This window comes from Bacterioplanes sanyensis (assembly GCF_002237535.1).
Lineage (GTDB): Bacteria > Pseudomonadota > Gammaproteobacteria > Pseudomonadales > Oceanobacteraceae > Bacterioplanes > Bacterioplanes sanyensis_A.
The window spans coordinates 1,601,157-1,625,638 of sequence record NZ_CP022530.1 but is presented as its reverse complement, the minus strand read 5'-3'; the positions used below and the strand labels follow the sequence as shown (position 1 = coordinate 1,625,638).

22 protein-coding genes are annotated in these 24,482 nt (G+C 55.7%); 10 read left to right on the top strand and 12 right to left on the bottom strand.

Annotation, left to right across the window (positions count from 1 at the left end):
• Positions 1 to 1,926: a DUF1302 domain-containing protein gene (locus tag CHH28_RS07760; RefSeq protein ID WP_094059766.1), complete on the bottom strand. Its 1,926-nt coding sequence runs from the start codon at positions 1,924 to 1,926 to the stop codon at positions 1 to 3.
• A gap of 20 nt (positions 1,927 to 1,946) precedes the next feature.
• Complete coding sequence (locus tag CHH28_RS07755) at positions 1,947 to 4,730, bottom strand: alpha/beta fold hydrolase (RefSeq protein WP_094059765.1); 2,784 nt, start codon at positions 4,728 to 4,730, stop codon at positions 1,947 to 1,949.
• Positions 4,731 to 5,151: 421 nt separating this feature from the next.
• On the opposite strand from CHH28_RS07755, the gene CHH28_RS07750 reads away from it, so the two are divergent.
• The 7 genes from CHH28_RS07750 (at position 5,152) to CHH28_RS07725 (ending at position 11,993) form a co-directional block, all read left to right on the top strand.
• On the top strand, positions 5,152 to 6,339 hold the full coding sequence (locus tag CHH28_RS07750) for a thiolase family protein (protein WP_094062016.1): 1,188 nt from the start codon (positions 5,152 to 5,154) through the stop codon (positions 6,337 to 6,339).
• Positions 6,340 to 6,543: 204 nt separating this feature from the next.
• Entirely contained in the window at positions 6,544 to 7,365 is an 822-nt protein-coding gene (locus tag CHH28_RS07745; protein ID WP_094059764.1) for a substrate-binding periplasmic protein, read from the top strand.
• Between the two features lie 157 nt (positions 7,366 to 7,522).
• Positions 7,523 to 7,894 (top strand): hypothetical protein, encoded by a 372-nt coding sequence (locus CHH28_RS07740; protein WP_094059763.1) that lies wholly within the window; start codon positions 7,523 to 7,525, stop codon positions 7,892 to 7,894.
• Between the two features lie 102 nt (positions 7,895 to 7,996).
• Positions 7,997 to 9,577 carry an ATP-binding protein gene (locus tag CHH28_RS07735; protein WP_094059762.1) on the top strand — a complete coding sequence of 527 codons (1,581 nt, stop codon included), beginning with the start codon at positions 7,997 to 7,999 and terminating at the stop codon, positions 9,575 to 9,577.
• 108 nt (positions 9,578 to 9,685) lie between these two features.
• Positions 9,686 to 10,021 (top strand): hypothetical protein, encoded by a 336-nt coding sequence (locus tag CHH28_RS19850; protein WP_157729820.1) that lies wholly within the window; start codon positions 9,686 to 9,688, stop codon positions 10,019 to 10,021.
• Positions 10,022 to 10,025: 4 nt separating this feature from the next.
• Positions 10,026 to 11,291, top strand: coding sequence for a tetratricopeptide repeat protein (locus tag CHH28_RS07730; protein ID WP_157729819.1), 1,266 nt, complete (start codon positions 10,026 to 10,028; stop codon positions 11,289 to 11,291).
• 12 nt (positions 11,292 to 11,303) lie between these two features.
• Positions 11,304 to 11,993 (top strand): response regulator transcription factor, encoded by a 690-nt coding sequence (locus CHH28_RS07725; protein WP_094059760.1) that lies wholly within the window; start codon positions 11,304 to 11,306, stop codon positions 11,991 to 11,993.
• A gap of 104 nt (positions 11,994 to 12,097) precedes the next feature.
• Here CHH28_RS07725 and CHH28_RS07720 read toward each other — a convergent pair whose 3' ends face one another.
• The 5 genes from CHH28_RS07720 to alr all read right to left on the bottom strand — a co-directional run bounded on the left by CHH28_RS07720 (position 12,098) and on the right by alr (position 16,507).
• Positions 12,098 to 13,060, bottom strand: coding sequence for a DMT family transporter (locus tag CHH28_RS07720; RefSeq protein ID WP_094062015.1), 963 nt, complete (start codon positions 13,058 to 13,060; stop codon positions 12,098 to 12,100).
• A 96-nt stretch (positions 13,061 to 13,156) separates the two neighbouring features.
• Positions 13,157 to 13,882 (bottom strand): AraC family transcriptional regulator, encoded by a 726-nt coding sequence (locus CHH28_RS07715; protein WP_094059759.1) that lies wholly within the window; start codon positions 13,880 to 13,882, stop codon positions 13,157 to 13,159.
• Entirely contained in the window at positions 13,882 to 14,883 is a 1,002-nt protein-coding gene (gene ahr / locus CHH28_RS07710) for an NADPH-dependent aldehyde reductase Ahr (RefSeq protein WP_094059758.1), read from the bottom strand. The genes CHH28_RS07715 and ahr overlap by 1 nt, the downstream gene beginning before the upstream one ends.
• Positions 14,884 to 14,944: 61 nt before the next feature.
• Positions 14,945 to 15,328 carry an MmcQ/YjbR family DNA-binding protein gene (locus tag CHH28_RS07705; protein WP_094059757.1) on the bottom strand — a complete coding sequence of 128 codons (384 nt, stop codon included), beginning with the start codon at positions 15,326 to 15,328 and terminating at the stop codon, positions 14,945 to 14,947.
• A 93-nt stretch (positions 15,329 to 15,421) separates the two neighbouring features.
• Complete coding sequence (gene alr, locus CHH28_RS07700; RefSeq protein ID WP_094059756.1) at positions 15,422 to 16,507, bottom strand: alanine racemase; 1,086 nt, start codon at positions 16,505 to 16,507, stop codon at positions 15,422 to 15,424.
• Positions 16,508 to 16,630: 123 nt separating this feature from the next.
• Here alr and CHH28_RS07695 point away from each other — a divergent pair, with 123 nt between their 5' ends.
• Together CHH28_RS07695 and CHH28_RS07690 are read left to right on the top strand one after the other, a co-directional pair.
• Positions 16,631 to 17,869, top strand: a complete 1,239-nt coding sequence (locus CHH28_RS07695) for a DnaT-like ssDNA-binding domain-containing protein (protein ID WP_094059755.1) — start codon at positions 16,631 to 16,633, stop codon at positions 17,867 to 17,869.
• A complete protein-coding gene (locus CHH28_RS07690; RefSeq protein WP_094059754.1) occupies positions 17,790 to 18,455 on the top strand; it encodes a replication protein P in 666 nt (221 codons plus the stop codon). Before CHH28_RS07695 ends, CHH28_RS07690 begins: the two co-directional genes overlap by 80 nt.
• Before the next feature lie 28 nt (positions 18,456 to 18,483).
• Here the strand turns inward: CHH28_RS07690 and CHH28_RS07685 are convergent, their stop codons facing one another.
• The 4 genes from CHH28_RS07685 to CHH28_RS07670 all read right to left on the bottom strand — a co-directional run bounded on the left by CHH28_RS07685 (position 18,484) and on the right by CHH28_RS07670 (position 22,888).
• Positions 18,484 to 19,851, bottom strand: a complete 1,368-nt coding sequence (locus CHH28_RS07685; protein WP_094059753.1) for a sodium-dependent transporter — start codon at positions 19,849 to 19,851, stop codon at positions 18,484 to 18,486.
• 104 nt (positions 19,852 to 19,955) lie between these two features.
• Positions 19,956 to 20,942 (bottom strand): hypothetical protein, encoded by a 987-nt coding sequence (locus CHH28_RS07680; protein ID WP_094059752.1) that lies wholly within the window; start codon positions 20,940 to 20,942, stop codon positions 19,956 to 19,958.
• 10 nt (positions 20,943 to 20,952) lie between these two features.
• On the bottom strand, positions 20,953 to 21,669 hold the full coding sequence (locus CHH28_RS07675; RefSeq protein WP_094059751.1) for an SGNH/GDSL hydrolase family protein: 717 nt from the start codon (positions 21,667 to 21,669) through the stop codon (positions 20,953 to 20,955).
• A gap of 244 nt (positions 21,670 to 21,913) precedes the next feature.
• Positions 21,914 to 22,888, bottom strand: coding sequence for a GlxA family transcriptional regulator (locus CHH28_RS07670; RefSeq protein ID WP_094059750.1), 975 nt, complete (start codon positions 22,886 to 22,888; stop codon positions 21,914 to 21,916).
• Between the two features lie 138 nt (positions 22,889 to 23,026).
• Between CHH28_RS07670 and CHH28_RS07665 the strand changes: the two genes are divergently transcribed.
• The gene (locus tag CHH28_RS07665) at positions 23,027 to 23,881 is read left to right on the top strand and encodes an alpha/beta hydrolase (RefSeq protein WP_094059749.1); all 855 of its coding nucleotides are present in this window, start codon (positions 23,027 to 23,029) and stop codon (positions 23,879 to 23,881) included.
• 166 nt (positions 23,882 to 24,047) lie between these two features.
• Here CHH28_RS07665 and CHH28_RS07660 read toward each other — a convergent pair whose 3' ends face one another.
• Positions 24,048 to 24,413, bottom strand: coding sequence for a hypothetical protein (locus CHH28_RS07660; protein WP_094059748.1), 366 nt, complete (start codon positions 24,411 to 24,413; stop codon positions 24,048 to 24,050).
• Positions 24,414 to 24,482 lie beyond the last annotated feature (69 nt).

The window sequence follows — 24,482 nt, the reverse complement described above, 5'->3', positions numbered from 1 at the left end:
TTAGAAAGAGTACTTAGCCGAGAATGTAATGTTGTCGCGATCTTTGAGCTGGTTGTAATCACCACCGGAGAAGTTGGTGTAGCTGACATCAAACGAGGTTTGATTCAGGTACACAAAGTTCACTCCCAGACCCGTGGTCAAACGACCATCGACAAACTGACCGCCCGGCTCTGGCGCGTTGCCTTCGTCGTAGGCGATGCTCAGCTGTGGCGTCACGTTCACACCAGAGAACATGTTGTTGTAAGTGGCCGACACGCGCGCGCGAATACCCGCGGACAGCTCAGTGGTGTAACCGTCGTCGGTACAGTGCTTGGTCTGAGTATTCTTGGAGCTATTCCCAGTGGTTCCGTCTGGCAAAAAGTCGGCCGTACATGGGTTGTAAGACTCAGGCAAACCGGCAAACACACCGTCGTTATTACCGATGCCGTAGGCACCTGAGCGGCCATAACGGGCTTCGTCGGTGTCCGGTAAGCCATCGACATAGGTCAGGCCAGCTTCAGCAATTAACGCCACTCGGTCAGCGCCCATCACACGGTCAAAGAACTTGATGTAAGTACTTTGAATCTGCCAAATATCAAACTCGTCGTAGCCTTGCGACAACTCACCATACAATGAACGGCGAGCCTCTTCGGTACCGCCAGCTTCAGCGGCACGCTGCTGATACAAGCGACTCCATGGCACGGCGTTACCAGCCAGGATCAACTCAAATGCGTTCCACTGCACTGGGGCATCTGGCTTGTAGCTGATTTCACCAGAAATCGACGCACCGCTCTCGGTTGAAGTCGCAAAGCTAATACCAGTAATTTTGAGATCCTCTGGATATCCAATCTGGTACACAGGGCGATAAGAGTTATAGGACGCATTTTCATTGACTGGGTCAGAGCTACCGCCGCCAAGCACGCCATCAACTGCACCCAAACGGTCCTGGTTGCTGACCGCACCGAAGATATAAGGCAAGCGGCTGTGGATATTCATGTAGTAGAAGCCGAACTCGGTATCACCCAGCTCTTCGGCATACCAGCGTAAAGCCATACCGTACTGGCCTGAGTCTTTCGCTTCATTGTCGGACAAGCGCTCGGTGATTGGCGCAACGCGCTCAGTCATCGGCACGTTGGTGTCAATCTCCCACTGGCGGTGCTCCAGCATATCGCGCTCGTCTGCATCACCACCCAACACCACAGGGCCGCAACCATCAGCAACGAAATCCACCGTTGAGAAGAAGGTGCCACATGGGTCAGAGCGGGTTTTTTCCCACTCCAGCTGATAAAAGGCCTCTAACGAGACATTGGTCGTCAGACCAATGGAGGTATACAGCATATTGACTGGCAATAAGCCTTCCTTCACCTCAGCGCCGGGCTTACGGAAAGCAGAAGCATCTACCGGGTTGATGCTGTTGATGCCACCCTGAATAAAGGTGCTTTCACCCCAGCTCACCACTTGGCGACCAGCACGCAAACTCACCGGTGCATCGCCGAGGTAATAATCGGCCCACACATACGCATCCTGCAGCTCGGCGCCTTTACCCGCCGCGTCTTTGGTTTCATCGATCAGCGGTTTGAAGTCGGTATCTTCATCCATGATGGCGGCGTCATAGTAAGCACGCGCACGGAAGAAGGCACCGTAGTTTTCGTAACTGATTTCTAAATCCGAGCTCCACTTCAACACGTGGGTGTAGATATCACCCTTGTCGTAGTTGAGCGTGCCGTCGTCGTAGTTGTAAGACGATCCCTTACCACCATTACCCGGCATGATCTGATATTCATCACGATCTTCCACACGCCAGCCGATACCATAGCTGACGGTGTTATCCCACTGCGCATTCACATCGCCGAAATTAAATTCCAGCGCCTGAGCTTGAATCGCCCCCATCAGCGCCAGCGCCAGCGGGGCTTTTTTGAAGACTGTTTGCTTGGCTTTGCTTGTCATTTTTATTACTCCGCCAGACCTTAGTTAGATTCCAGAACACTGGTGTTCAACGTGTTCGCTGGAGTGTTGTAGGCGCCATTTACCAGCATCAATGTTTGACGCACCATTTCCCCAAAGGCAGCTGGTACATCAGAGGCAGCGAAGGTGCTGTGTGTACCTTGGTTGAAACGCACCTGAACTTGCACTGGCGTTGTCAGCGCGGTCACGTCCGTGGCTGCATTCACAGTTTCCAGTCCCATCACACCGGCTAAACCGTTGGTTCCCGCCATCGGTGCTTGTGCCGTAGTAATGCCTGCTTGCAGACCCAAGGCAGGGGCAAAGGCCGCGTATGGGTTGGTAGCTTCGTTACCGAAGTAATCGAAGTTTGGCACCGTGTGATCCGGCAAGAACACACCCGCTACTTTCAACGCATCTGGGAAGCTCACACCCGACGCATCGGCTGGCAGTGCTGCACCGCCCACCATGTTGAACAGCGCCACAGGCGTGCCGCTAGCAGCGAGCATTTTCGCTGAGTTAGCTGGGTCAACCACGTCGATGGTGGCTTGAATCACGTGCATAAAGGTTTCGAAGTTGGCCGTACCTTGCTCGACGCCAGCGGCTGCCAGGCCGCCCAAAATGGTTGGACCGAAGGAGATTGAGTTCTCCAGCAGCTTGGAAACGTGCGCACCACCGTTGGCCAAGATAACACCCTGAACACGGTTCAGATTGCTGTTGTAAGCCAGCACAGACGCGTCGTTGTTCACCGCCGCGTAAGTAGTGCCCAGAATCGCACCTAGCGAGTGACCAGCAACAAACACTTTATCGAGGTCAAAGTTAACCGGCAGAGTGTTGTCGATGTTATCTAACGATGCGTTCAGGTTCAGCAGATCCACCACCGCCTGCTGCATGTTGTCACGCGTGCGGGTGAAGTTGCTCAGGTTGATAAAGGTCGAACCAGAGGTGCCTTCACGTACGGCCTCGCCTTCGCCAGCTGTCGCCAGAGGTGAGGCATTAAACACCATGTCCTTACGGATGCTGTTGCCATCCTGGAACACATTGCCGTGACGCTCTTGCAAGTTCGAGAAGGTCGCATCCAGTGCCGCTACCCCTGCCCATGGCGAACCAGTGAACTGTGCATTGGCGGGATCAACGTTGAACGACAGCAGCGAGTTATCAACAGCTTGACCATTACTGTCACTACTGACTGGCGCAATACCGTGAGTTGGCAAATCGATGGCCACAGTAGCGACACAGTTGTCGGCCAGTGACGCAGCATAAGCCAACGACGATGCACGGTTAGAGGTAATGCCGTGTACGAACATAACGACCGGCACTTCAGCACCACACTCGCCGTTTGGCAAGGTCACCATTAACGGCGCGTAGTTAATGCCATTGGTGGTCGCCACCGGTTGAGGGAATGGATAGCGCCAAGTAACGTTGGTGCTGCCATCGGCGTCTTTCGGTGGTGTGGTGCCAGCTTCGTTACCAAAGGCACCATCAAGAATGGCACCCAGGCCAGTGTTGGCAGACCAATCGGCATCGGCTGCCATCGCGGCGCCAATGCCTGTTGGGGTCAACTCGGTGGTTTTAACCGGCAGCTCCAAGAAGCGTGGCAGCTGAATCTGACCCTGATAAACAGTGGCAGTGGCTGGCAATGCCGGGTTAAGGGCATTGGCTGGAATGCCCACACCACCAGCAACGGCCGTGACATCAATGATGTTTACGGCGCGCGGAGCCGGTGCTTGCACAGCGGTGTTGATGTTCAAACCGACAGGCAGACCCAGCTCATCGTCGAGTGAGGTAATGGTATTGTACAGCGCTGCTTCATATTGCGGTGTTTGCTTGGCAGCGGCCACTTGCTCTGGGTCGGTTGGATTACCACCGCCCGCTTGCACCACGCCTGCTGCGATCAAATCTGTGGTGCCAGGCTGCGCGCCGTCCAGCAACCCTTCAGCTTGGGCCAGTGGCAGCTGATCCTTCACAAACAGCGCTGGCGCGGCATAGCGCGTCAGGCCTTTGGAATCTGAGTTGGTGGTGAAGGCGTAGCTCAACACGATGTTCTTTTGCGTCAGCGCACCTGCGGATGCTTGCGCCAAGAAGCCACCAGCGATCTGCTCCCAACCCTGGATTGCAGGGCGAACCGGCGCCAGGGCCGAAGAAGGCAGTTCTAACTCGCCGCGCAGCAGCTCGTAATCTGCTGAGGCACGAACCGGCAAACCATCGGCACCTTTGATGCCATCGGTTACCGCTACGATGTACTTAGTGCGAGGCTCCAGCGGTTCGGTTGGCATCACACGAATGGCGTGGGAGCCGTCCGCCAATTGTACGTAATCCGCTTGGAACACCGACTGCACGCTGTCATCAGCGATTGGGTTTTCCGGGAAGGCCGCCACAATTGAGGAGATATCCAGTGGGTCGATAGCGGCGTTGTCGTCGGCGTTTTTCAGTTTGACCAAAAATACCGTACTGCCAGCAGCGACGGTTTCTGGGTTGAGTGCACCGTTAAAAGGTAAGTAAAAAGCAGCGGTAGTTGAGAAACCTGGCAACTTATTGATCGCTACTTCTGGTGGCAGCGTGGCAGAACTCAGCTGCGCGGTGCCATCAGTCGCTGATGCTGCCGAGAACAGCAAGTCAATATTAGCGGGCATCAAGCCATTGGCAGGAGAAAAAATCGGCGAAACAGAGCTGCGCTCGGCGCCATCTTGGCCTGAAGTGATTGGTGTGTCGTCGACTTTATTGTTGTCTTCAACGCTACTGAGCTGACAACCGGCCATTCCTGCAGCCGACGCTGCAATAGCCAGACTGAGAAGGGTCTTCTTCACCATATTGCTACCTGTCTGTGTTTTTATGGTTATCGGTGCACTTTCAGAACGCCAGGACGGTTCTTAAAAGATACGACGACTATAAAGTGGCGCGCTTGCACCCTCATCACTCGAAAGTATGATTCCAGCCAGAGGGATCGCAGTTTTTGTATCTGTATGTAACCCGAGAGATGCCCAAATCAGCACCAAAACAGTGCTTTGACAGCCTGCAAACCTGTCTAAGTGCTTATTTTTAGATCATTTTTTCGCAAGTACGAGAGCCTGCAGGTAGGGCTACAAACGACCATGCCCCGCTACGCTCTCAGCCACACCCAGGTACTACCCGACTAATCCCCGCCGTAGTTTTCCGACTTGACTCACACTGTGCAGCCAGGTCGTCATGGCCTAGAATGCGGTTTTTCCCATGATTCAGGAGCAAATGGTTATGTCGAATCAAGACGCAGTGGTCATTGTGGCCGGCGCACGGACGCCAATGGGTGGCTTTCAAGGCAGTCTGGCCAGTGTGCCAGCGACCGACTTGGGCGCCATTGCCATCGCCGAGGTGGTAAAGCGCGCCGGTATTGATGCCGCCGACGTGCAAGAAGTCATTGTTGGCAACGTACTACCGGCAGGCCTGAAACAAGGCCCAGCGCGACAAGCCATGCGCAAAGCAGGTTTACCGGACGCCACCGGCGCCACCACCATCAACAAGTTGTGCGGCTCTGGTATGAAAGCGGCGATGATGGCGCACGATGCCATCAAGGCTGGCTCGGTCGAAGTCGCCATTGCCGGTGGCATGGAGTCCATGTCTAACGCCCCTTATATTTTGGAAAACGCACGCACAGGCTACCGCATGGGCCATGCTTCGGCGCCGAAGGACCACATGTTCTTCGATGGCCTGGAAGATGCCGAAACCGGCAAGCTGATGGGTGCGTTTGCGCAAGACATGGCCGATCAGAAAGGCTACACCCGTGAGCAAATGGACGAATACGCCATCCGTTCACTGACACGCGCTAAAGATGCCATTGAAAAAGGCCTGAACAGCGCTGAAATCGTGCCGGTAACGGTATCCACGCGCAAAGGCGATACCTTGGTTGAGCAAGATGAGCAGCCGTTCAACGCTAATATCGAAAAAATTCCATCTCTGCGCCCGGCGTTCAAAAAAGACGGCACCGTGACCGCGGCTAACGCTTCGTCTATCTCTGACGGCGCCTCAGCCTTGCTGCTGATGAGCGAAAGTGCTGCCAAGGCCAAAGGTCTGCAGCCGTTAGCGCGCATCGTCGCGCACAGCACACAGTCACAGCACCCCAGTGAGTTCACCTGTGCGCCTGTCGGTGCCATTAAGACACTGCTGGAGAAAACCGGCTGGAGCACCAGTGACGTTGACCTGTACGAAATCAATGAAGCCTTTGCCATGGTCGCCATGATGCCGATCGATGAACTGGGCTTAGACGCTGACAAGGTCAATATTTATGGCGGTGCCTGCGCTCAGGGCCACCCTGTGGGCTCCACCGGCTCACGCCTGCTGGTCACCTTGATGAACGCGCTGAAAAACACCGGCGGTCAAAAAGGCGTAGCTGCCTTGTGTATTGGCGGCGGCGAGGCCACCGCAATGGCCATCGAGCTGCTGTAAGCTCCACGTTAACGGCTACCACCGTTTAGCGGGCCAACACTGTTGGCCCGCATTTCCTACCTTCAAGCACCCACTTATTCGCTGTTTACTCGCTAACCTGACTCACCTCTGCTGCACGCAACAAAGACGACTATGGTTACAGCAGTTCGAGTTACTCACGCCGGAGGGCTCCATCAGGGCGGCTCCAGCGACGGAGCCTAAGTTATGCGTATCTGGTTGCTGTTATTGTGCGTTTTTCCACTCTTGGCTCTTGGTCAAGACCCGGGCCAAAACCAGCCTCAACGACAGGTCCAACAACAGCCCCATGAGTCGCAGCAGGACATTAAGCAGGTTCGCATCGCCATCGGCGAATGGCCGCCCTACCACGACAGCAAAGCGCTTCACTTCGGTCTTTCTTCGCATGCTATTCAGCAAGCCTTTGCCGCCCAAGGCATTGAGGTGAAGTTTGAGTTTTACCCTTGGACGCGGGCTTTCAAAATGGCACAAAGCGGCATGGTGGACGGCACCGGCGTGTGGTTTGCGACCAAAGAACGAGCGCAGAATTTTCACATCAGCAACGCCGTGATGTTGGCCGAAACCGTGTTTTTTCACCGCACTGCTTACGACTTCGACTGGAGCGACTACAGCGATTTGCAGGGGCTACGTGTCGGCATTGCGCAATACAGTAACGACGGCCAAGCCTTTGGCGAGGAATTCGCACAAGCGCAAAAGCAGCAAATCTTTTCTTCCAGCACGGCGCACGATGACCGCATGCTGTTTACCATGCTACTGCATGACCGCATCGATCTGTTTCCCATCGATAAGCACGCTGGGCTGGGCTTTTTGCAGTCCGATTTTAAGCCCCAGCAACGCGCTCTGTTTACTTTTCATCCCAAGCCTGTGCGACAAGACGGTGGTCATTTGCTGCTGCCGAGAAGCAATCCCAAAAGTGTCGAGTTGCTGCGCCAGTTTAATCTGGGCCTGAAAAAAATTCGTGACCAGGGGGCACTGCTCGACGTGGGGTTGCCTCCCGAGGCAAAGCCTTAGTCCACCATTTCAGCCGATAAAACAGACCGTGTAACAAAGCTTGTTACCTAACCAACATCTGGCCAACAGGGCCGACACAGACCCAACCGCCATTCCTCGTCAGTATGGAGCAACCAACCACACAGGTTGGCGACTTAAACCATTGAGGAGCAACACCATGAATAAAAAACAACTGCCATGGCTGGCCAGCCTCTGGCTTGCCGCCGCGATAACCGCCCAAGCCGAGCAATGGGGGGAATGGAGCAGCAGTCACGATCTGTCAGCCCCTGGCGTTAGCGACGCAGAACTGATGCAAACCGACATCGCCATGCCCAGTGGCGCCGATTTAGCTGCCGGCACGCAACTGGCGGGTACACCATTCTTAGGTCTGGACACCGACCCGGGCGCCGCCCCATTGCCACCCAGTGGCGATGATATCAGCGTCGATGTGCCACAAGACTTTGCCGTTGACCCTGACAACGCGTTTCCCATTGATGTGGGCACCATTGAGCTGAATGAGGATGGCATCCCAGTTGACTTAGCAGGCTAATCCCCTGTCGCTCCGGCCGTGGCATCATCACAGTCCTTGCATCGCCACCATCGGAGCGGCACTCTGCCAGCAGTAGCCATTCATCAGACGCCATCGCCTAGCATGAACCGAATCTTTCTGCGGCTTTATCTGACCGTTTTATTGTCTTGCCTGTTATTGGCAGCCATTGCAGCCGCGGCTGTTTATGGGCAAAAGCAGTGGCGCTGGCAGCAATACTTAGAGCAACAGGCACTGGGGGTGGTGCTGTTAGCCGCCGATGGTCTGGCGCGTCATCAAGGCGAGCGACAAACGGCCTGGCTAAACGCTCTTGAGCAGCTGGTCAGCCCAGCCCAAGTCGAACTGACGTCATCACCGGCGGCAATCAATGACACCTCATGGCATATCACCGTGGCTGGCGATCACGCCACAATCAGCGCCACAATCAGCACCACCATGGCACAGCAACAGCAGTTGCACATGACGCTGGATAGCTTCGAGCCAACCCTACTGCGCACGGCACTGGTGCTGGTGCTCAATGATCTCGGGCGCTACCCCGCAACAGAGCGGCAGCAGCGCTTTCAGCAGCTCAGTCGGTGGTTTCCCGCAGGGCTTAACCGCCACCCATTAACCGATGTGGCCTTAAGTGAAACACAACAGCGGCAACTGCGAGCCGGCGAAATCATTACCCAATTGGATACCGCGCAAACCACCAGCATGCGCGTGATTGCTCCGTTGGGAAACAGTGGCGATGTCATTCAACTGGGGCCAGTGCCGCTGTTTGATCCCTACCCAGCCGCTTGGCTGGTGGGCATTGTTGGCATCGCTTTAATTCTGCTGTTGCTGATCGGCTGGTGGTTGAATCAACGGTTGGCGCAGCGCGTGCACGCATTGCAGGAGGGCATTGCTCTGCTGGGCAGTGAGCGTCCACACGCCATTACCTTGCCGGGTCAGGATGAGATCAATGCCATCGCCGACAGCGTCAATCGCATGCAAACCCGCATCATCAATCTGGTCAGCGCACAGCGGCAGTTAAGTAACGACATCGCTCACGAGCTGCGCACACCAGTGGCTCGCTGCTTGTTTCGTCTGCAAGCTCTGCAAGACCAACTCGCATTAGCACAAGACCATCCGCTGCTCGTTGGTATTCGCCGCGATCTACACAACCTCAACGACCTCACTGCTGAAATTTTGACTCAGGCACAGTTAGAGCAACACACGCCCAGCCATCAACCGCTGGCGCTGACGCCTTGGCTGCGGGATGCGATTGCAACTACTCAAAACGAGTCCGGCTGGCACATTGAGCTCGACCTAGCCACAAACGAGAACCTCACCGTTGCTGCCGAGCCAACGCTACTAAAACGTGCGTTAGACAATCTCATCAGCAATGCGCGTCGTTACGGCAGTGGCCAGATTGCCGTTGCGATTAGGCTTGAAGACGACAGCCAGCATGTCCGTGTATCCATCGAAGACAATGGCCCCGGCATCAACAGCGAGCATATCCACAAGGTGTGGCAACCGTTTTATCGCACCGACCACAGCCGCCAAACCGCCACCGGCGAGCGAGGTTTTGGGCTTGGACTGTCGATGGTGAAACGCATCGTCGAGGCGCATCAGGGCAGCGTATCCATAGACCGCAGCGCCACTTTAGGTGGCTGTGCAGTGAGCATCATCTTGCCCATCATCACGCAAAAAGCCGTGGCCTGATCAGCCAGCAGCGCTTGATACATAGTTGATACAAAGCCGATACCCGAGCGCCACCTATGGCGGCTGTATTAACGGTACTCTGACGTCTGATCCTATCGGGTACTTGTTATGAATTACCGTTACGCTCTTTTACTGCTCGCCGCAGTGACCAGTGCGCCGGCCTACGCTGAGCCACCAGCAAACGATCACAGCTGGGGCCATTGGGCTGATCAACCTGCTGCGTCATCCGCACAGACAGACGCTAAGCAGGCGCCGCGCACAGACGCCTCCTCCGAACCCAATCGCTATGGCACTGGCATCGCTGGCAGCGCCGAAAATTTGCTGCATCAGCTGGACGAAAGCTACCTGCTGGATTATCAAAAACAGCTGGATTTCCCGCCGCCCGGCACCGACATTCCAGACGAGATTATTGGCACAGAAATGCTGCAAGGAGGCCCACAGTAGTCTTATGAAACAGCGTTTCTTCTCTCCGCTGACTTGGTCGTCAACATCACGCGGCCTCGGTGTGGCCATCATCGGTTTGGCCGTCATCGCCTTATCCAACCGCGCCTTCGCCGACGCTCAAACACAACCTGATCCACTGCAGCATGGCATTCAATTGCGCCAGCAAGGTCAGTTGCAACAGTCCATCGACGTGTTGTCCAAAGCGCTGCAACAAAATCCACAACAGCTGCGCTTAAAACTCGAATTGGCCGTTAGCTACTTGCAGTTAGGTGAGTTTGATCAGGCTCAACAATGGGCAGCCAGCGTCCTGCATGCCGAGCAAGTACCCGATCAGGTGCGCGCTAATATCGAGCGCTTTTTAGCCGGCGTTGAACGCCAGCGCCAAGGTTACTCCCAGGCCCATTGGTTGCAGCGGGCACAGCTGTTTGCCGGCCACGATGATAACGCCACCATAGGCCCAGACGATGCCGAACTGGACATCGGTCAACTCAGTGGCGAGTCGATCAAAAACGCCGATGATTTTGCTGGTCTGCAGTATGACCTCACCTACTTGTCCAACCGTATTCCCTCGGCATCACGCTACTACGCCGGTTTTAGTCTGTACGACAAGCGCTACCAAGACATCAGCGACTCCAACCTGAGCTTTGCTAACCTGCGCGCAGGCGGCCAATGGCCACTGACAAGTAGTATTCAAGGGCACGCCAGCATTGGACTGAGCCACATTTATTTAGGCAACGATGCGCTGGCCAATTACAGCTACCTAACACTGTCGGGTCGCTGGCAAGCGAGCACCGATCATCGTGTTAGTCTGCGCCTGGAAGCTAACCCTCGGCGTTATCTCAGCGACACTGACGACGATCGCCAAGGCACTCGTTACAGCCAAATGGCGGGTTATCAGTATCAGCTCGGCAAGGCAGAGCTGGCCATCGCCGCCAACTTACGCCAGGCACGACTATCAGGCGACAGTGAACGCTATGGCGAACAGGAATGGAGCCTACAGTGGACACAGCCATGGACGATGTTCGAGCAGCAATGGCACTGGCGCTGGCGCAGCGCCATCAGTCAGCGCGACTATCAACACACAGATACGCGCTATGGCCTCAAACGTCAGGACGATGGCATCGCACATCAATTGGAACTGCAGTGGCAATGGCGCCAAGGCTGGCAGCTGGCACTGTCCCACCAGTATCATGATCGCGATTCCAATCAGGATATTTATCAGTATCAGCGCCAGCTTACTCAGCTGAGCCTACAATACCGCAGTCAATGAACAGGCCAACGTATGCACGCAAAACGCATAGCCATTATTGAAGACGATGCCGAGTTGGCGGGCTTGATCAGTGACTACCTTGAGGCTCAAGGCTTTGAGGTGAGCACGGCTGCCAGCGGCACCGCTGGTCTTACGCTGCTGCGTCAACACCCAGATTTAGCCATTCTCGATATCATGCTGCCGGAGCTGGATGGCTTTGAGGTGTGCAAACAGGCACGCCACTTTTTTCATGGCCCGATTTTGATGCTGACCGCACGCAGCGACAATATTGATGAAATTCTGGGGCTGGAAGTGGGGGCCGATGACTACGTGCATAAACCGGTCGAACCGCGTGTGTTGCTGGCACATGTCAAAGCGCTGTTGCGCCGCAGTGAGTCGAACCCACAAGTCACCAGCCAAGGGCGCACCCTGACCATTAATGATCTCACCATTAATGACGCTGCGCGTACCGTGATGCGCCAGCAGCAGTTAGTATCCCTATCCAATGCCGAGTATGAACTGCTGTGGTTGTTGGCACGCCATGCAGGGCAAATATTGTCCCGCGATTATATTTTCGAAAATTTACGCGGCATTGATTACGACGGCTGCAATCGCAGCATTGATATTAACATTTCGCGTATTCGCGCCAAACTCGGCGATGACCCCAATGCGCCGACATTAATCAAGACCGTACGTAATCGCGGTTATTTATTAACGATTTAAATCCCGGAAATAAAAAAACCGCAGCCAAATGGCTGCGGCACCTCAAAGCTGATCAACACAGCGGCGGTCAATCAGAGTCTGAGCGAGGCAGTACGAGAATCAAATCACACAGCGGCAGAACTACGCTTTGCCATGCCCGCCAGCAGCGAGCCACCGACAATGGCGATGCAAGCGAGCAGCAGCCCAACGCTCCACTGGCCTTCACCGGCCAACAGCAGCAGCACCACAGAAATCAGCGGCGCGGCGTAGGCCAGCACCCCCAGCAGCTGGATATGGCCATGTTTTACGCCGTAATCCCAAGTAAAAAATGCGATGCCCACCGGCCCTAAACCCAGGCCGATAATGCCCAGCCAATGCTGCCACTGTGATGGCCATACAAAGCTTTCCCACAACACATGACAGACCGCGGCCAATACCGCCGTCACCAGACAAAACCATCCCACCGCAGCCGTTGGTACGCTTTTGGTGGTGCGACTGGCCACAGAATAGCCGGACCAAATCACCGCGCAGCCCAGCGCTAAGGCGTAACCAAAAATGTAATCAGGATTAGTCTCAGCACCAGTTTCGCCGCCAGTTTGCCCGCCAGTTTCGACACCCGTGCCAATATCCATGTCAGCACTGATTTCTGTGCTAGGCGCCCCTGTACCTGCCAGCAGCAGCCAGCACCCGGCCAGCGCCAGCAGTGCGCCAACACAATGCGCCCAGCGCAGCCGTTCGCCCGGCAAAAGCGCCGACAGCAACACAATCAGCAAAGGCCACAAATACGCCAATAAACTCACTTCGACGGCTGGCGCTAACTGCATGGCGCGAAAATAGCAAAAGTGATAACCAAAATAGCCGCCCACACCCAACAGCCAGGCCAAACGCGGTTGACGTAAATAGCGCAGTCCACTGTCACCTTGGCGCCACCAATTAACGGCCATTAATAAAAAGGCGATAAAAAACGTCATCGCCATTAACTGAAACGGCGGAATTTCGCCGTCGGTCAGGCGCGTCATCAACGCCAGTGTGCCCCACAATAAAATTGAAATACTGCCAATCCAAGTGGCTTTTTGTGCAGCGGTCATGGCACGGTCTGTCAGTGAATAAAACAAGGCTATAGGATAGCGAGCGCTGCTAAAGCGTCTTTCTTGAGATGGCAGAAAAGTTTGTCCAAATGGCGCTTAGCGCGCTGCGTGTTGGCGAAAATAGCGCGGAGATTGGCCACTAAACTGGCGAAAGCGATCACTGAACGCCGCCAGACTGGTGTACCCCACCGCCTCTGCCACCTGCTGCACCGACAGTGGCGTGGCCTGCAATAACCACTGCGCACGTTGCATGCGCACTCGGGTTAAATACTGCAGCGGTGTTTCCCCTTCAAACTCGCGAAAGCGTGTCGACAACTGGCGCACACTCAAATGCGCCACCGCCGCCAGCTGGGTCAGCGTTATTGCTTGATTAAAGTGTTCGTCCATATAGCTGCGCACCGCCAACATGCGTTGATCGCTAGGCACTGCAGCGCCACTGTGGCGTTGTTGCAGCAGCTGCAGCAACAAATGCAGCATATGGCGCTCGGCGGCACCGCCCTGATGACATTGCAATTGGCTGTATAAAAAACGCACATAATGGCGCAGTGGTTCATCTAACGCCTGGAAGGCTGGCCACTGCTCAATCCCTTGCATCAACTCCGTGGGAATATCGGCGATCACAAAGCAGTTATCGACGGGGGCAGCAAAGCCGTGTTTGGTCCCTGCAGGCACCAGTGCCAGACGCGATTCTGTGGCGCAACCGGCACGCCCCTCAAGGGTCATCTCCAACTGCCCATGTACCGGCAACACCAGCTGATGAAACTCATGCTGGTGTGCCTGTACCTCTTCGCTGTAGCTGCGAAGTTCGAGCGCTGGTTGCATCAGTTTTTCAGCACCACACGGTAGCGTGGGCTGCCATGATGCAAGCGGTCGATGGCCTTGTTCACATCCTGCATGGCAAACACTTCGACTTGCGGCTTGATGTCGTGGCGGGCGGCAAATTCAAGCATTTGCGCAATGGTCGCAGGGCTACCAACCGGCGAGCTGGAAACACTGCGCTGCCCTGCCAACAGTGGGAAAACACTGATGTCCAATGGCTCCAGAACTGCTCCGACCAGGTGCAAGCGGCCTTTCGGCTTGAGTGTGTTGACGTAAGCGTTCCAATCCAGTTTGACGTTGACCGTCGACAGCAGCAGATCGAAACGCCCCGCGGCCTGCTCCAGTGCTTGCGCATCGCGCGAGTTCAAGGTGTGGTGGGCACCCAAGGACAGCGCTTCTTCACGCTTGCTGTCGGAGGAGGTAAACGCCGTCACTTCACAGCCCCACGCATTGAGAAATTGCAGCGCCATATGGCCCAAACCGCCAATGCCAATCACACCGACTCGCGCCGTTGGTTTGAGGTCAAACTGGCGCATCGGGTTGTACACCGTGATGCCGCCACAAAACAGCGGTCCGGCGACTTCCGAAGGCAGTTCATCGGGTAATTTCACCACACTGGTAGCCTGCGCGCGCACCTTGTCGGCAAAGCCACCGTGGTGGCCAACAATGGTGCCCTGCGCGTCGCTGCAGAGGTTGTGGTCGCCGTCTAGGCAAGTATTGCAATCACCGCAGTAGCTCGAGTGCCAGCCCAAACCAACACGGTCGCCCACCGCCAAATGGTTTACGTGAGCGCCCACCGCTGCGATTTTGCCAGCCACTTCGTGGCCCGGCACCAGGGGATACTGCGACATTCCCCACTCATTGTTGATCATGCTCAGGTCGCTGTGGCAGATGCCACAATACTCAACATCGATTTCCACATCGTGATCGGCCAGCGGACCTGGATCGTATTCAAACGGTTGCAGCTCGCCACCGGCTTGCTGCACAGCATAAGCTTTGATCATAAGAAACTCTCAGCGTGTGTGAATGAGTGGTATTCCGCGTGGCTAACTGCACGGCCAACGCTCAGTCACAATATAACTGCTCCGGCGCGTAGCAGGTCTCGAAATGGCGTCGTTTCGCCTTGGGCAGCCCGGAAATCACCAACCCATAAGAGTGATCAATCATGCGCTGGACTTCTGCCGCCGGCACATCCTGCCCCATGATCACCGTATTCCAGTGGCGTTTGTTCATGTGATAGCCGGGCACAACGCCATCAAACACATCACGCAGCTGCTGCGCCTGCTCTGGGTTGCACTTGAGATTTACGCGGGCAGAGCCTTGCTGGCTATACAGCAGTGCAAACATCTTTCCCGCCACTTTGTACACCTTTGCGTCGGGGCCAAAGGGGTATTCCAACTCAGCCTCAGGTTTATTGGCCAAGTAATCGGCCAGGGCTTTTTCATCCATGACGGAACCTCACAGTGTGATATGGCTGATTTGTTGTATTCCTGCATACCGCGCTCACCTGGCTGATACGTGAGCGCGATGATCTAACGGCCGTCAGTCTGCCGCGATGCGCTTGACTCTGGGTGTCAGGCGGCAAAACAGTTCATACGCAATGGTGCCTGCGGCGCTGGCAACACGATCGACATCGAGCTGATCGCCCCACAGCTGTACCTCGCTGCCAATGCGCAACTCAGCGCACTGTGGATGGTCGGTAATATCGACGGTAATCATGTCCATCGACACCCGCCCAGCCAGCGGGCATTCCACCCCTGCCACCACCACCGGGGTGCCCGACGGCGCATGGCGCGGGTAGCCATCACCATAGCCAATGGCCACCACCGCTAAGGTGGTGTCGCGCTCAGCCACCCAGCTGCTGCCATAGCCGACGGCGTCACCTTTGGCCACAGCATGAATGGAAATGATTTCTGACATGAGGCTCATCACCGGCCTTAACCCCAGTTCAGATGCCGTTTGCGCCAGCAGCGGCGAGCTGCCATACAGCATGATGCCAGGGCGGCTGATATCGTCTTCAATGCCGTTGTCTGCCAGTAACCCGGCACTGTTACAAGCACTGACAGCCACCCCCGGCAACTGCTGCGAGACCTGCTGCAAACGTTCCATGGGCGCCGCAACATCGTCGATGACGGCGGTATCTGCGTTGGCAAAGTGCGTCATCACATGGGTGAGCTGCAACTGTGGGTGCGCTTGAATACGAGCCACGCAATCGTTGGCTTGCTGTGGAAACACGCCCACTCGGTTCATGCCAGTGTTGATCTTCAGCCACACCGACACAGTGCTGCCTAGCTGCGCAGCGGCGGCATCATCCAGTTGTTGCGTGTGGTGAATCACCAACTGCAAACCGAGCTGCTCAGCCAGTTGCCATTCTTCAACGTTGTAGGCACCTTGCAGCACCAGAATGGAGCGCTTGATGCCCGCTTCACGCAGCCGAATGGCCTCATCGACACAGGCCACGGCAAAGCCATCGGCATCACCCAGCGCCCGCGCGCAGTTTTCCAAACCATGGCCGTAGCCATCCGCTTTCACCACCGCCAGCGCCTTGCCGGTACTGCGCTGGCGGGCCAGCTGGTAGTTGTGTCTCAGGTTGGCCCAATGAATTTCGGCCCGAGTTGCACGCGTCATAGCTTTCACGTTCCTCAAAAAAACAAAACGGCTGTCGTTCAGCCGACAGCCGCTGTTAAGTGGCGGTTCAAACACAGTACAATGCCGGCATTATGTATCAACTTACCTGCCGGATGCGAATGCATGCCCAGCCACCCGCTGTTTACTGATCGGACCATTGCTTTGTCTTCCACACTGGCCGCCACCATCGGCCTGGAAGAAGCCGTGCTGTTGACCGTGCTGAACGACGCGGCCTGCGCACAAATGGGGCCCGTCATTCAAGTCACTACCGACGCCCTGCGCCAGCAGCTGCCGTTCTGGGACGACATCAGCGTGCGCCGAGTTTTAGGCAGCTTATTGGACAAGGGGCTACTGCAGCTGCAGGGCCCTGGTTTTGCAGAAGCCCATGCGCTGGCGTTTAGCTTTGCCACGGCCCAGCCAGCACCGCAAGCGACGTTCCACCACAGCGCTGCCACCTCGGTTACAGCCAACCAAGGCGCACAAAGCCAGAACTCTGTTAGTCGAGATACCCCCAAAGCACTACAACGCCAACACAGCAGCACTCACGACCAGGCCAATCAGGCGGCGACACACGAGCATCAACACCGGCCGCTGACACACCACTGGCAACCGCAAGAAGACACACTCAAGCGTCTGGAACAACATGGCATTCCGCGCAGCTTCGCCATGAACCAGCGCGATGTCTTTATGCTGCAAGGGCAAGAGCAAGGCGCCAATCGGAACGACTGGAATACGCGCTTCTTTCGCCACGTCAAGCAGCACTGGGTCTATACCCAAAACGATGCCCAGCGTGAAAAACGCCACATCGAACGCACCGGCTTTCAGCCACAGCAAGAGCAAGCGCAGCCAATCGCCGCTGAGTGGCAACCAAGCCAGGATGCCTGCCAGATCCTGCAACGTGCAGGGGTCGATCCGCAGTTTATTGACGATGCAGTGCCTGAGTTTGTGCTCTATTGGTCAGAGCGTGGTGACGCGTTTAAAACCTGGAACAGCAAATTCATTCAGCACGTGCGCCAGCAATGGGCCAGATACAGTGCCTCGGTTGAACATTCCAGCTTACCGGCGCCGATCAGCGAGCAATGGCGACCGGCGGAGGATTGTTTTGATATTCTCGCCATGGGACATATTGACCGCCAGTTTGCCGAGAGGCTGGTGGGCGAGTTTGTACTGTACTGGCGCGATTCCGGCCAGGCACACAACAGCTGGAACAGCCGTTTCTTGCAATACGTGAAACAACAATGGGCACGGCGCTTGGCGCAGCCGACCACTCAAGGAGTGTCAGATGGACAATCAGCAACTGCTCAACCGCATTACGCAACAGCTGAAGCCAGCGTCCAACGTCTCAAAGACACCAGCTGGTGAGGTCGCCGCACAGGCTGATGCACCGCAGCCCAATGTCGAGCAGAAAGAAGCGATCAATCAAGTGTTCGAGCTGTTTCGCTTTAACTACCACAATCAGTTTCTCAAAGCGTTTCCCGATTACGATACCTTGATCATGGGCAAGCGCTTGTGGTCTCGCTTACTGCTGGAGTATTCCGGCGAGGTGATCATGCGTGCCGCCGAGAAAGCGGTCAAAGACAGCAAGTTTCTTCCCACCGTACACGATGTGGTGAGCCGCTGTGACCGAGCTAATGTACTGGGATTGCCCGACGTGCACGCCGCCTACATGGAGGCCTGCCGGGCGCCGTCACCGAAAAAGGAATACCCTTGGAGTCATCCGGCGGTGTACTTTGCAGGCCGCGCCAGCGACTGGTTTTTTCTCGCCAACAGCCCAGAGTCCAAAGCCTTGCCAGTGTTTCAGCGCAACTATGAGCTGTTGCTTGAGCGCGTGCAAAACGGCGAGCAACTGGACATCGATCTGCCCGCCGCGCTGCCGCAGCACAGCGAAGTGCCGCTGCCAAAAGAAGAGCAGCAACGGCGTTTGCAAACACTGAAGCAGCAGCTATAGCTCACTAGCGATAAGCGCTATATGCGCACTACCAGCGATAGAGAGTCACCAGCAAAATCAGTAGCAACAGCGGAATCGACAACCACACAATGGTCATGCGCCAATAACGAGCAATACTGGCGCTGCCCAGCGCCGCTGCCATTTGCTCAAAGCTGAGTACTTTCGCCGCAAACCAGGCAATAAACAGCCCACCCAAGGGTAAAAACAAATCCGGGGGAATACTGGTCAGCAGGTCAAACAAGGTTTTGCCTTCAAACACCGCCATAAATGCCAGCGGATGCCAGTCAGCCAGCAAACTAAACGACAGCGCCGCCAGCAGCCCCAAGCCCCACACACTGAGGCCAACCACCGCCGCAGCTAACGGCCGTGACCAGTGTTTATCCACCAGCATGGCCACCAAAGGCTCGGCCAGGTTGATCGAGCTGGTCCAGGTCGCTAATACCAGCAACACAAAAAACGCCGACAACCACACGGTGCCGCCCGGCACCTCAGCAAAGGCCACCGGCAGAGTGACAAACATCAACCCCGGCCCAGCCGCGGGCTCCATGCCATGGCTAAACACCACAGCAAAAATGGCGATACCAGCCAGCAAGGCCACCACCACATCCAGCACTGCCACGGCCACCGCCGCGCGCGGCAGACTTTGCTGCTCTGGCATGTATGCGCCATAAGCCATCAAAGCGCAGGCGCCGACCGCCAAGGTGAAAAAGGCATGGCCCATGGCATCAAGCGTGACTTGCCAGCTTAATGCGTCTGGGTTGGGCCAGAACAACCAATGCAAGGCGGTAGCAAATCCTGGGGTAGTCACGGCATAACCCGCCAGCAGCAGCAGCAAGAGGTACAGGAGTGGCATCAGCCAGTTGTTCAGGCGCTCTAGACCGGCGCTGACGCCACGCGCCACCACCACCATGGTCATCAACAAGAAGGCAATGTGGCAGCCGAGCATCAACGGCAAATCTTGCAAAAAGCCATTAAACTGCCCGCCTGCCTCCGCTGCGCTGACACCGACAAAGTCACCACTGATCGACTTGCCCAAATACGCCAGTGACCAACCAGACACCACGGCATAAAACGACAGAATCAAAAACAGCGTCAGCCCACCAAACACCGCTAACCAGCGCCAGTTCGTGCTGGCACCATTGGCTTTGGCCAGTGTTGTCAGCGCCGCCAGCGGCCCGGCTCGACCGCTACGGCCGATCATGATTTCCGCCATCATCACCGGCAGGCCGAGCACTAGAATAAACAGCACGTATTGCAGCAAGAAGGCACTGCCACCGTTCTCGCCAGTAATGTAGGGAAAGCGCCAGATATTGCCCAAGCCAACAGCAGCACCGGTGACGGCAAGAATAAAGGCACGGCGTGATTGCCAGCGTACTTGGGTATGTGGTTCGGCCATGGCGACTCCGCGGCAGATTCAGTCAAAGGCCGGCGATTATACTGAACCTCCAAGCAGCCACCAGTCTCGGCTGTAACTCGCTAGAAGAGAGAGGTGGCCAGCGCTTAGTTGCGACCATAGAGGCGCGGGCGCTGATAGCGATAAAACCCTTGCTGTTCTTCTTTGGCGATGGTGGCCGCTTCATGGCCAAACACCTGCTGTTGCAAAGCTGCCAAGCGCTGCTGCAGTTCCGCGCCCTGATACGCCGCTTGCAGTTGCTGGCGTTGCTGCATATAGCTCAACCCGCGTTGCCAGCGCTGCTCACGCTGCTGGTCACGCTGGGCCAACCAATCGCGGCGCTGTTGGCTAAACCCCATCTGTTGTCTGGCTTGATCGATGGCCGCTTGGCGCTGGTCGGCTGGCATGGCCGCCAGCTGTCGCTGCACCGAATCGAGTCCAAAAAACACATTGGCCATCGCCGCTGTGCCGACGCCCTGGGTCTGGCTCAGCGGTTGCGACAATGTACTTTGCAAATCAAACCAGATTTGCTGCAGTGGTTGCTCGGTATCGTGCAGCCGCTGTAACTCAGCCTGCACTGCCAGCCGCTGCTGCTCATGTTGATCCAGTTCCTGTTGCCAAATTTGCCGTGCTTGCTCGCCAAACAAGGCATGACGTTGTTGCCACAAGCGGGCATTGCGTTCCAGCTCGGTTAACGCGATCAGAGTTTTATGTTGCTGCAGTAGCCACTGCTGATAGCGATCTAAACCGTCGAACAGCGCCTGCAATGCGGAATACCGATTGGGATAGGCTTGCTGCAATGCGCTATCCAGCAAGCTTGATGGCACCATGCGATTGATTAACCGATGGTATTCGCGATAAATCGCCAGCTGCTGCGCAATACTGTCGGCCTCGCCATGCAGCGCCTGAAAGTGCGCGACCCAGGCGTTGTTAGCGTCAAGGTTGGAACCTGCTGCTGCAGCTGACGAGTGCCCTGACGATGCAGTTTCCACCGACGGCTCAGAGGCCAGCTCGATAACATCCAGCGGCTGCTGTATTGCCCAAGCAACAGCAGTGGCTAAGGCCACTGCTGTCAGGGTGTAACGCCACTTCACAAGGTCGACCTTACAGTAGCGGCTGCAGTACCGGCCAAATCAGATCAGCCAGTTTTTTCGAGCCCGACGATGCTGGGTGAATGCCATCCAGAATGATGTCGCGGTCGTTGATGCTGGCGCGAGGATCAACAAACTGGCAGTCCAGCACGGCATTGGCACAAGCTCTGTCCAGCGTGGCATTGCCGTAGTCCACGGCTTCCTCCAAGCTGTCTAACGGGAATACGCCGTTTTTGGTGTAGTAATAACCGAGGTACACCACGTGCTCGACGTTATCCCCCGCCATATCATTGAGCAAGTTAACGCCATCGACGTACAAATCATCGATGAAGTTTTTGCAGCGCGTGCTTAAACGACCAAATTGATACCACTGGGTTTTGCAATTGTAGGGATCAAACATTGCCAACACCGGAATGAGGATGTCGTTACCGCCACCATTCATCACCACGGTATCGATATCGGCATTGTCGGAGCGTGCCTGCGCATACTGCTCAATCACTGACGGCGCCACCAATCCACCTTCCAGCTCTGCACCACTGCGGGTGTATTTACGGAAGGTCTCTCCCGCATAGTCTTCTAAGTTGAGCTGCAACTCATTGGACAAATCGAAAATCGAATCACCCAGGGTGATCACTTGATCGTTGTCAGCATCGGGCACCACACTACCACCGCCACAGGCCGTTAGCAGGCCAGCTGTCAGGGTAAAGGTCAGTAGTTTTAGCAGTTTCATTGCACATACCTCCGTCATCTCCAGTTAGAGTTTTTCGAGACTAGGAGAACAGGAGTCACTTAGCGGAATCGCAGGCTTTGTTGGCCTGAATTGCAACGCAATATACTCACCCCGGCTGAGGCAAAGCAGGACATGTATAGAGCGTTAGATCAGTAAGACCTAACGCCATCAAACACCTGCATTACAGCCTCGATTTAAGGCAATTTGAGGGAGTTAAACGGGCATAAAAACGCCGTTACGCCGTTCAGTTGAGCAGAAACTTTTGCCGATATTGCGCTGGCGATAAACCCACACGTTGCTTAAACAATCGACGAAACGAGTTGCTGTCTTCGTAGCCAACTTGCAGAGTGATTTTCTCAAATGAAATGCGCGTGGTTTCCAACAATAATCGTGCTTTTTCCAGCCGCAGGTTCTGCAAGTACTGCACCGGTGGCGCCCCGGTCGCGAGACGGAAACGGCGGACAAAATTGCGGCTGCTAAAACCAAACTGCGTTGCAACATCGTCTAATACGATGGCTTGGTGGCAATGCTGCTCCAGCCACAACTGCACCCGCTGTACCTCGGGGTCATCGTGCTGGCGTCGAAACTGCTCACTGGCATACGCCGTTTGCTGGCGCTCACCACTGTCCATCAGCATTTTCTTTGAGCACTCTAACGCCAGCTGCGGCGAGCAGAACTTGCGCACTATGTAGAGCAACAAATCACCGCCGGTGGTGGCCCCGCCCGAGCACATCACCCGTTGGTCGTCGGTCACGGCTTTTTCCGGGCGCAGTTTTACTGCTGGGTACAACTGACGGAACTTATCCACAAACAGCCAGTGCGTACTCGCTTGTTTCCCATCCAGCAAACCCGCTGCAGCACTGACAAACGCACCGGTGCACATGCTGGCGATGTAGCTACCCTGCTCATAGCGCTGCTGCAGCCAAGGCACCACCGACTGCAACTGCGCGAGCAGCGGTGTGACCTTAAACAAGAAGCCAGGGATCAGCACCAGGTCACACTCATCTACTTGAGCAAAACTGTACTGCGCTTGCAGCGACAAGCCGCCACTGGACATCACCGCCTGACCGTCTGGCGACGCCGTGCTCACCTGAAACACCGGCTCATCTGTGCTCTGCTGAGCGTAAGCTGACAACGCATTCGCCACTTCGAAAAATTCCATCGCTGCCGCCACGCTCATCGACGAGCAATAGGGCAACAGCACAATACATACCTTCATCCACTTCCCTCAAACAGGCTTGTCGCCACAATGGCGACACAGATTGCCGAAATAGCATGCGAAAAGTCTTTTATGCCCGTCAAGTCATGGTCCTGCCTTGCGTAACATGAACACTCTCGACAGTTGGAGTAAACCCGCATGAAAGCCCTGTATCGCCTAATTAAGAAGCCCTTTTTTGGTCGCTTTGAAGTGCCCTGGCGCTGGCCAAAAGATGCCGATCGCAACGATTGGATAACCGTCAGTTTCGAGTCCCATGTGGGCTCGCCGCTAGCCGGGCTAATTGGCGATGCTCGTGGCCGCGCCAAAGGTGCCGTGGTGATGTGTCATCCCATGGGAGCTGCAGCCAAAGGCTTTTGGATGCGCTACGGCCACGCCGAATTGCTCCGCCGCGCTGGCTATCATGTGCTGTTGTTCGATCTGAACGGTTTTGGCGACAGCGAGTCCACGCATATGGAATATCCGCTGGACGTGTTGGCAGCCGGGCTGTTTATGCAACAGCGCTATCCGCAGTTACCATTGGGAATGCTCGGTGCGTCGATGGGAGCCGCCGCCGGCCTATGTGCTCTGAGCCAGCCCAGCCATCCTTTTAAAGCCGCGGTGTTGGAATCGACCTTTGCCACCTTGTTAGATTTTTGGTCGCACTACCCATTACCCAAACTGGCGCTGGAATTAACCATGTGGGTATACCCGGCGGGCGAGCGACGCATGCGCCCCATCCTGGCGGCAGAGAACATCCAACACAATCCAGACCTGTTGATGATTTATGGCAGCGGCGATAAATACACACCGGTTGCTCAGGGGCGCAGCTTAATGAAACCGCTCAGTCGCACCAGCAGAGCCACCTTGTGGCAGGTGGACGATGCCGAACACACCCACGCTTACCGCCAAAGCCCGGACGCTTATGCACAGAAAGTGGTGGGATTCTTTGATGCCGCACTGGATGGCCAGACCACGGAGCACATTCCCACGCCTTTGGTGGTTGAAGGTAAATAGTATCTTCAGCGGCGATACCCGCTGGGTACGCGCATCCGCTTGCCAAGGCAATCTTTTAACTCCAATCACTGCAGTAATTCTGCTTGTGATAAAGCGACTCGGGTCGTAGAAAGTACAGACCGGGCAACAGAAAAAAAGGGCAAATAAAGGAGCAGCCGATACAGCGTTAAGACTGCTCCTCACTCCCAGCGCTCAATGGTGCGAACAGCCACAACAAAATGGAAAAACCAAACATAAAAAACAGCCCGCTGGCCATGATCTGACTGCTGTCAGAAAAATGAAACGCTCCGCCTGCCGTGCCAGCTAATAGCAATAATGCCAATGCCAACAGCGCCAATAGGCCAATCACCCGCCCAGCCCAAATGGCTGGCCAATGCAGTATCGGCCAGAAGACCGACAGTATCAGCAGCAACGCCACCGCAAGGCTTACCATCGACCAAAAGCCTACCCCCAGCGTTTGCGCACTGACCAAGGCTGTGATGGCAATCGCAATAGCCTGAAACACTTTGCTCAGCTGCAATAACATGGGCATCAGTTACCTCCTCCAGCGACAACAATGGCTGTAGCAACACTACTGAAGGTATCAGCAAATAGCCAGCGA

Coding starts and splice junctions, on each gene's coding strand:
- CHH28_RS07760 (WP_094059766.1), bottom strand. CDS start 1,926: ATGACAAGCAAAGCCAAGCAAACAGTCTTCAAAAAAGCCCCGCTGGCG.
- CHH28_RS07755 (WP_094059765.1), bottom strand. CDS start 4,730: ATGGTGAAGAAGACCCTTCTCAGTCTGGCTATTGCAGCGTCGGCTGCA.
- CHH28_RS07750 (WP_094062016.1), top strand. CDS start 5,152: ATGTCGAATCAAGACGCAGTGGTCATTGTGGCCGGCGCACGGACGCCA.
- CHH28_RS07745 (WP_094059764.1), top strand. CDS start 6,544: ATGCGTATCTGGTTGCTGTTATTGTGCGTTTTTCCACTCTTGGCTCTT.
- CHH28_RS07740 (WP_094059763.1), top strand. CDS start 7,523: ATGAATAAAAAACAACTGCCATGGCTGGCCAGCCTCTGGCTTGCCGCC.
- CHH28_RS07735 (WP_094059762.1), top strand. CDS start 7,997: ATGAACCGAATCTTTCTGCGGCTTTATCTGACCGTTTTATTGTCTTGC.
- CHH28_RS19850 (WP_157729820.1), top strand. CDS start 9,686: ATGAATTACCGTTACGCTCTTTTACTGCTCGCCGCAGTGACCAGTGCG.
- CHH28_RS07730 (WP_157729819.1), top strand. CDS start 10,026: ATGAAACAGCGTTTCTTCTCTCCGCTGACTTGGTCGTCAACATCACGC.
- CHH28_RS07725 (WP_094059760.1), top strand. CDS start 11,304: ATGCACGCAAAACGCATAGCCATTATTGAAGACGATGCCGAGTTGGCG.
- CHH28_RS07720 (WP_094062015.1), bottom strand. CDS start 13,060: ATGACCGCTGCACAAAAAGCCACTTGGATTGGCAGTATTTCAATTTTA.
- CHH28_RS07715 (WP_094059759.1), bottom strand. CDS start 13,882: ATGCAACCAGCGCTCGAACTTCGCAGCTACAGCGAAGAGGTACAGGCA.
- ahr (WP_094059758.1), bottom strand. CDS start 14,883: ATGATCAAAGCTTATGCTGTGCAGCAAGCCGGTGGCGAGCTGCAACCG.
- CHH28_RS07705 (WP_094059757.1), bottom strand. CDS start 15,328: ATGGATGAAAAAGCCCTGGCCGATTACTTGGCCAATAAACCTGAGGCT.
- alr (WP_094059756.1), bottom strand. CDS start 16,507: ATGACGCGTGCAACTCGGGCCGAAATTCATTGGGCCAACCTGAGACAC.
- CHH28_RS07695 (WP_094059755.1), top strand. CDS start 16,631: ATGCCCAGCCACCCGCTGTTTACTGATCGGACCATTGCTTTGTCTTCC.
- CHH28_RS07690 (WP_094059754.1), top strand. CDS start 17,790: ATGGACAATCAGCAACTGCTCAACCGCATTACGCAACAGCTGAAGCCA.
- CHH28_RS07685 (WP_094059753.1), bottom strand. CDS start 19,851: ATGGCCGAACCACATACCCAAGTACGCTGGCAATCACGCCGTGCCTTT.
- CHH28_RS07675 (WP_094059751.1), bottom strand. CDS start 21,669: ATGAAACTGCTAAAACTACTGACCTTTACCCTGACAGCTGGCCTGCTA.
- CHH28_RS07670 (WP_094059750.1), bottom strand. CDS start 22,888: ATGAAGGTATGTATTGTGCTGTTGCCCTATTGCTCGTCGATGAGCGTG.
- CHH28_RS07665 (WP_094059749.1), top strand. CDS start 23,027: ATGAAAGCCCTGTATCGCCTAATTAAGAAGCCCTTTTTTGGTCGCTTT.
- CHH28_RS07660 (WP_094059748.1), bottom strand. CDS start 24,413: ATGCCCATGTTATTGCAGCTGAGCAAAGTGTTTCAGGCTATTGCGATT.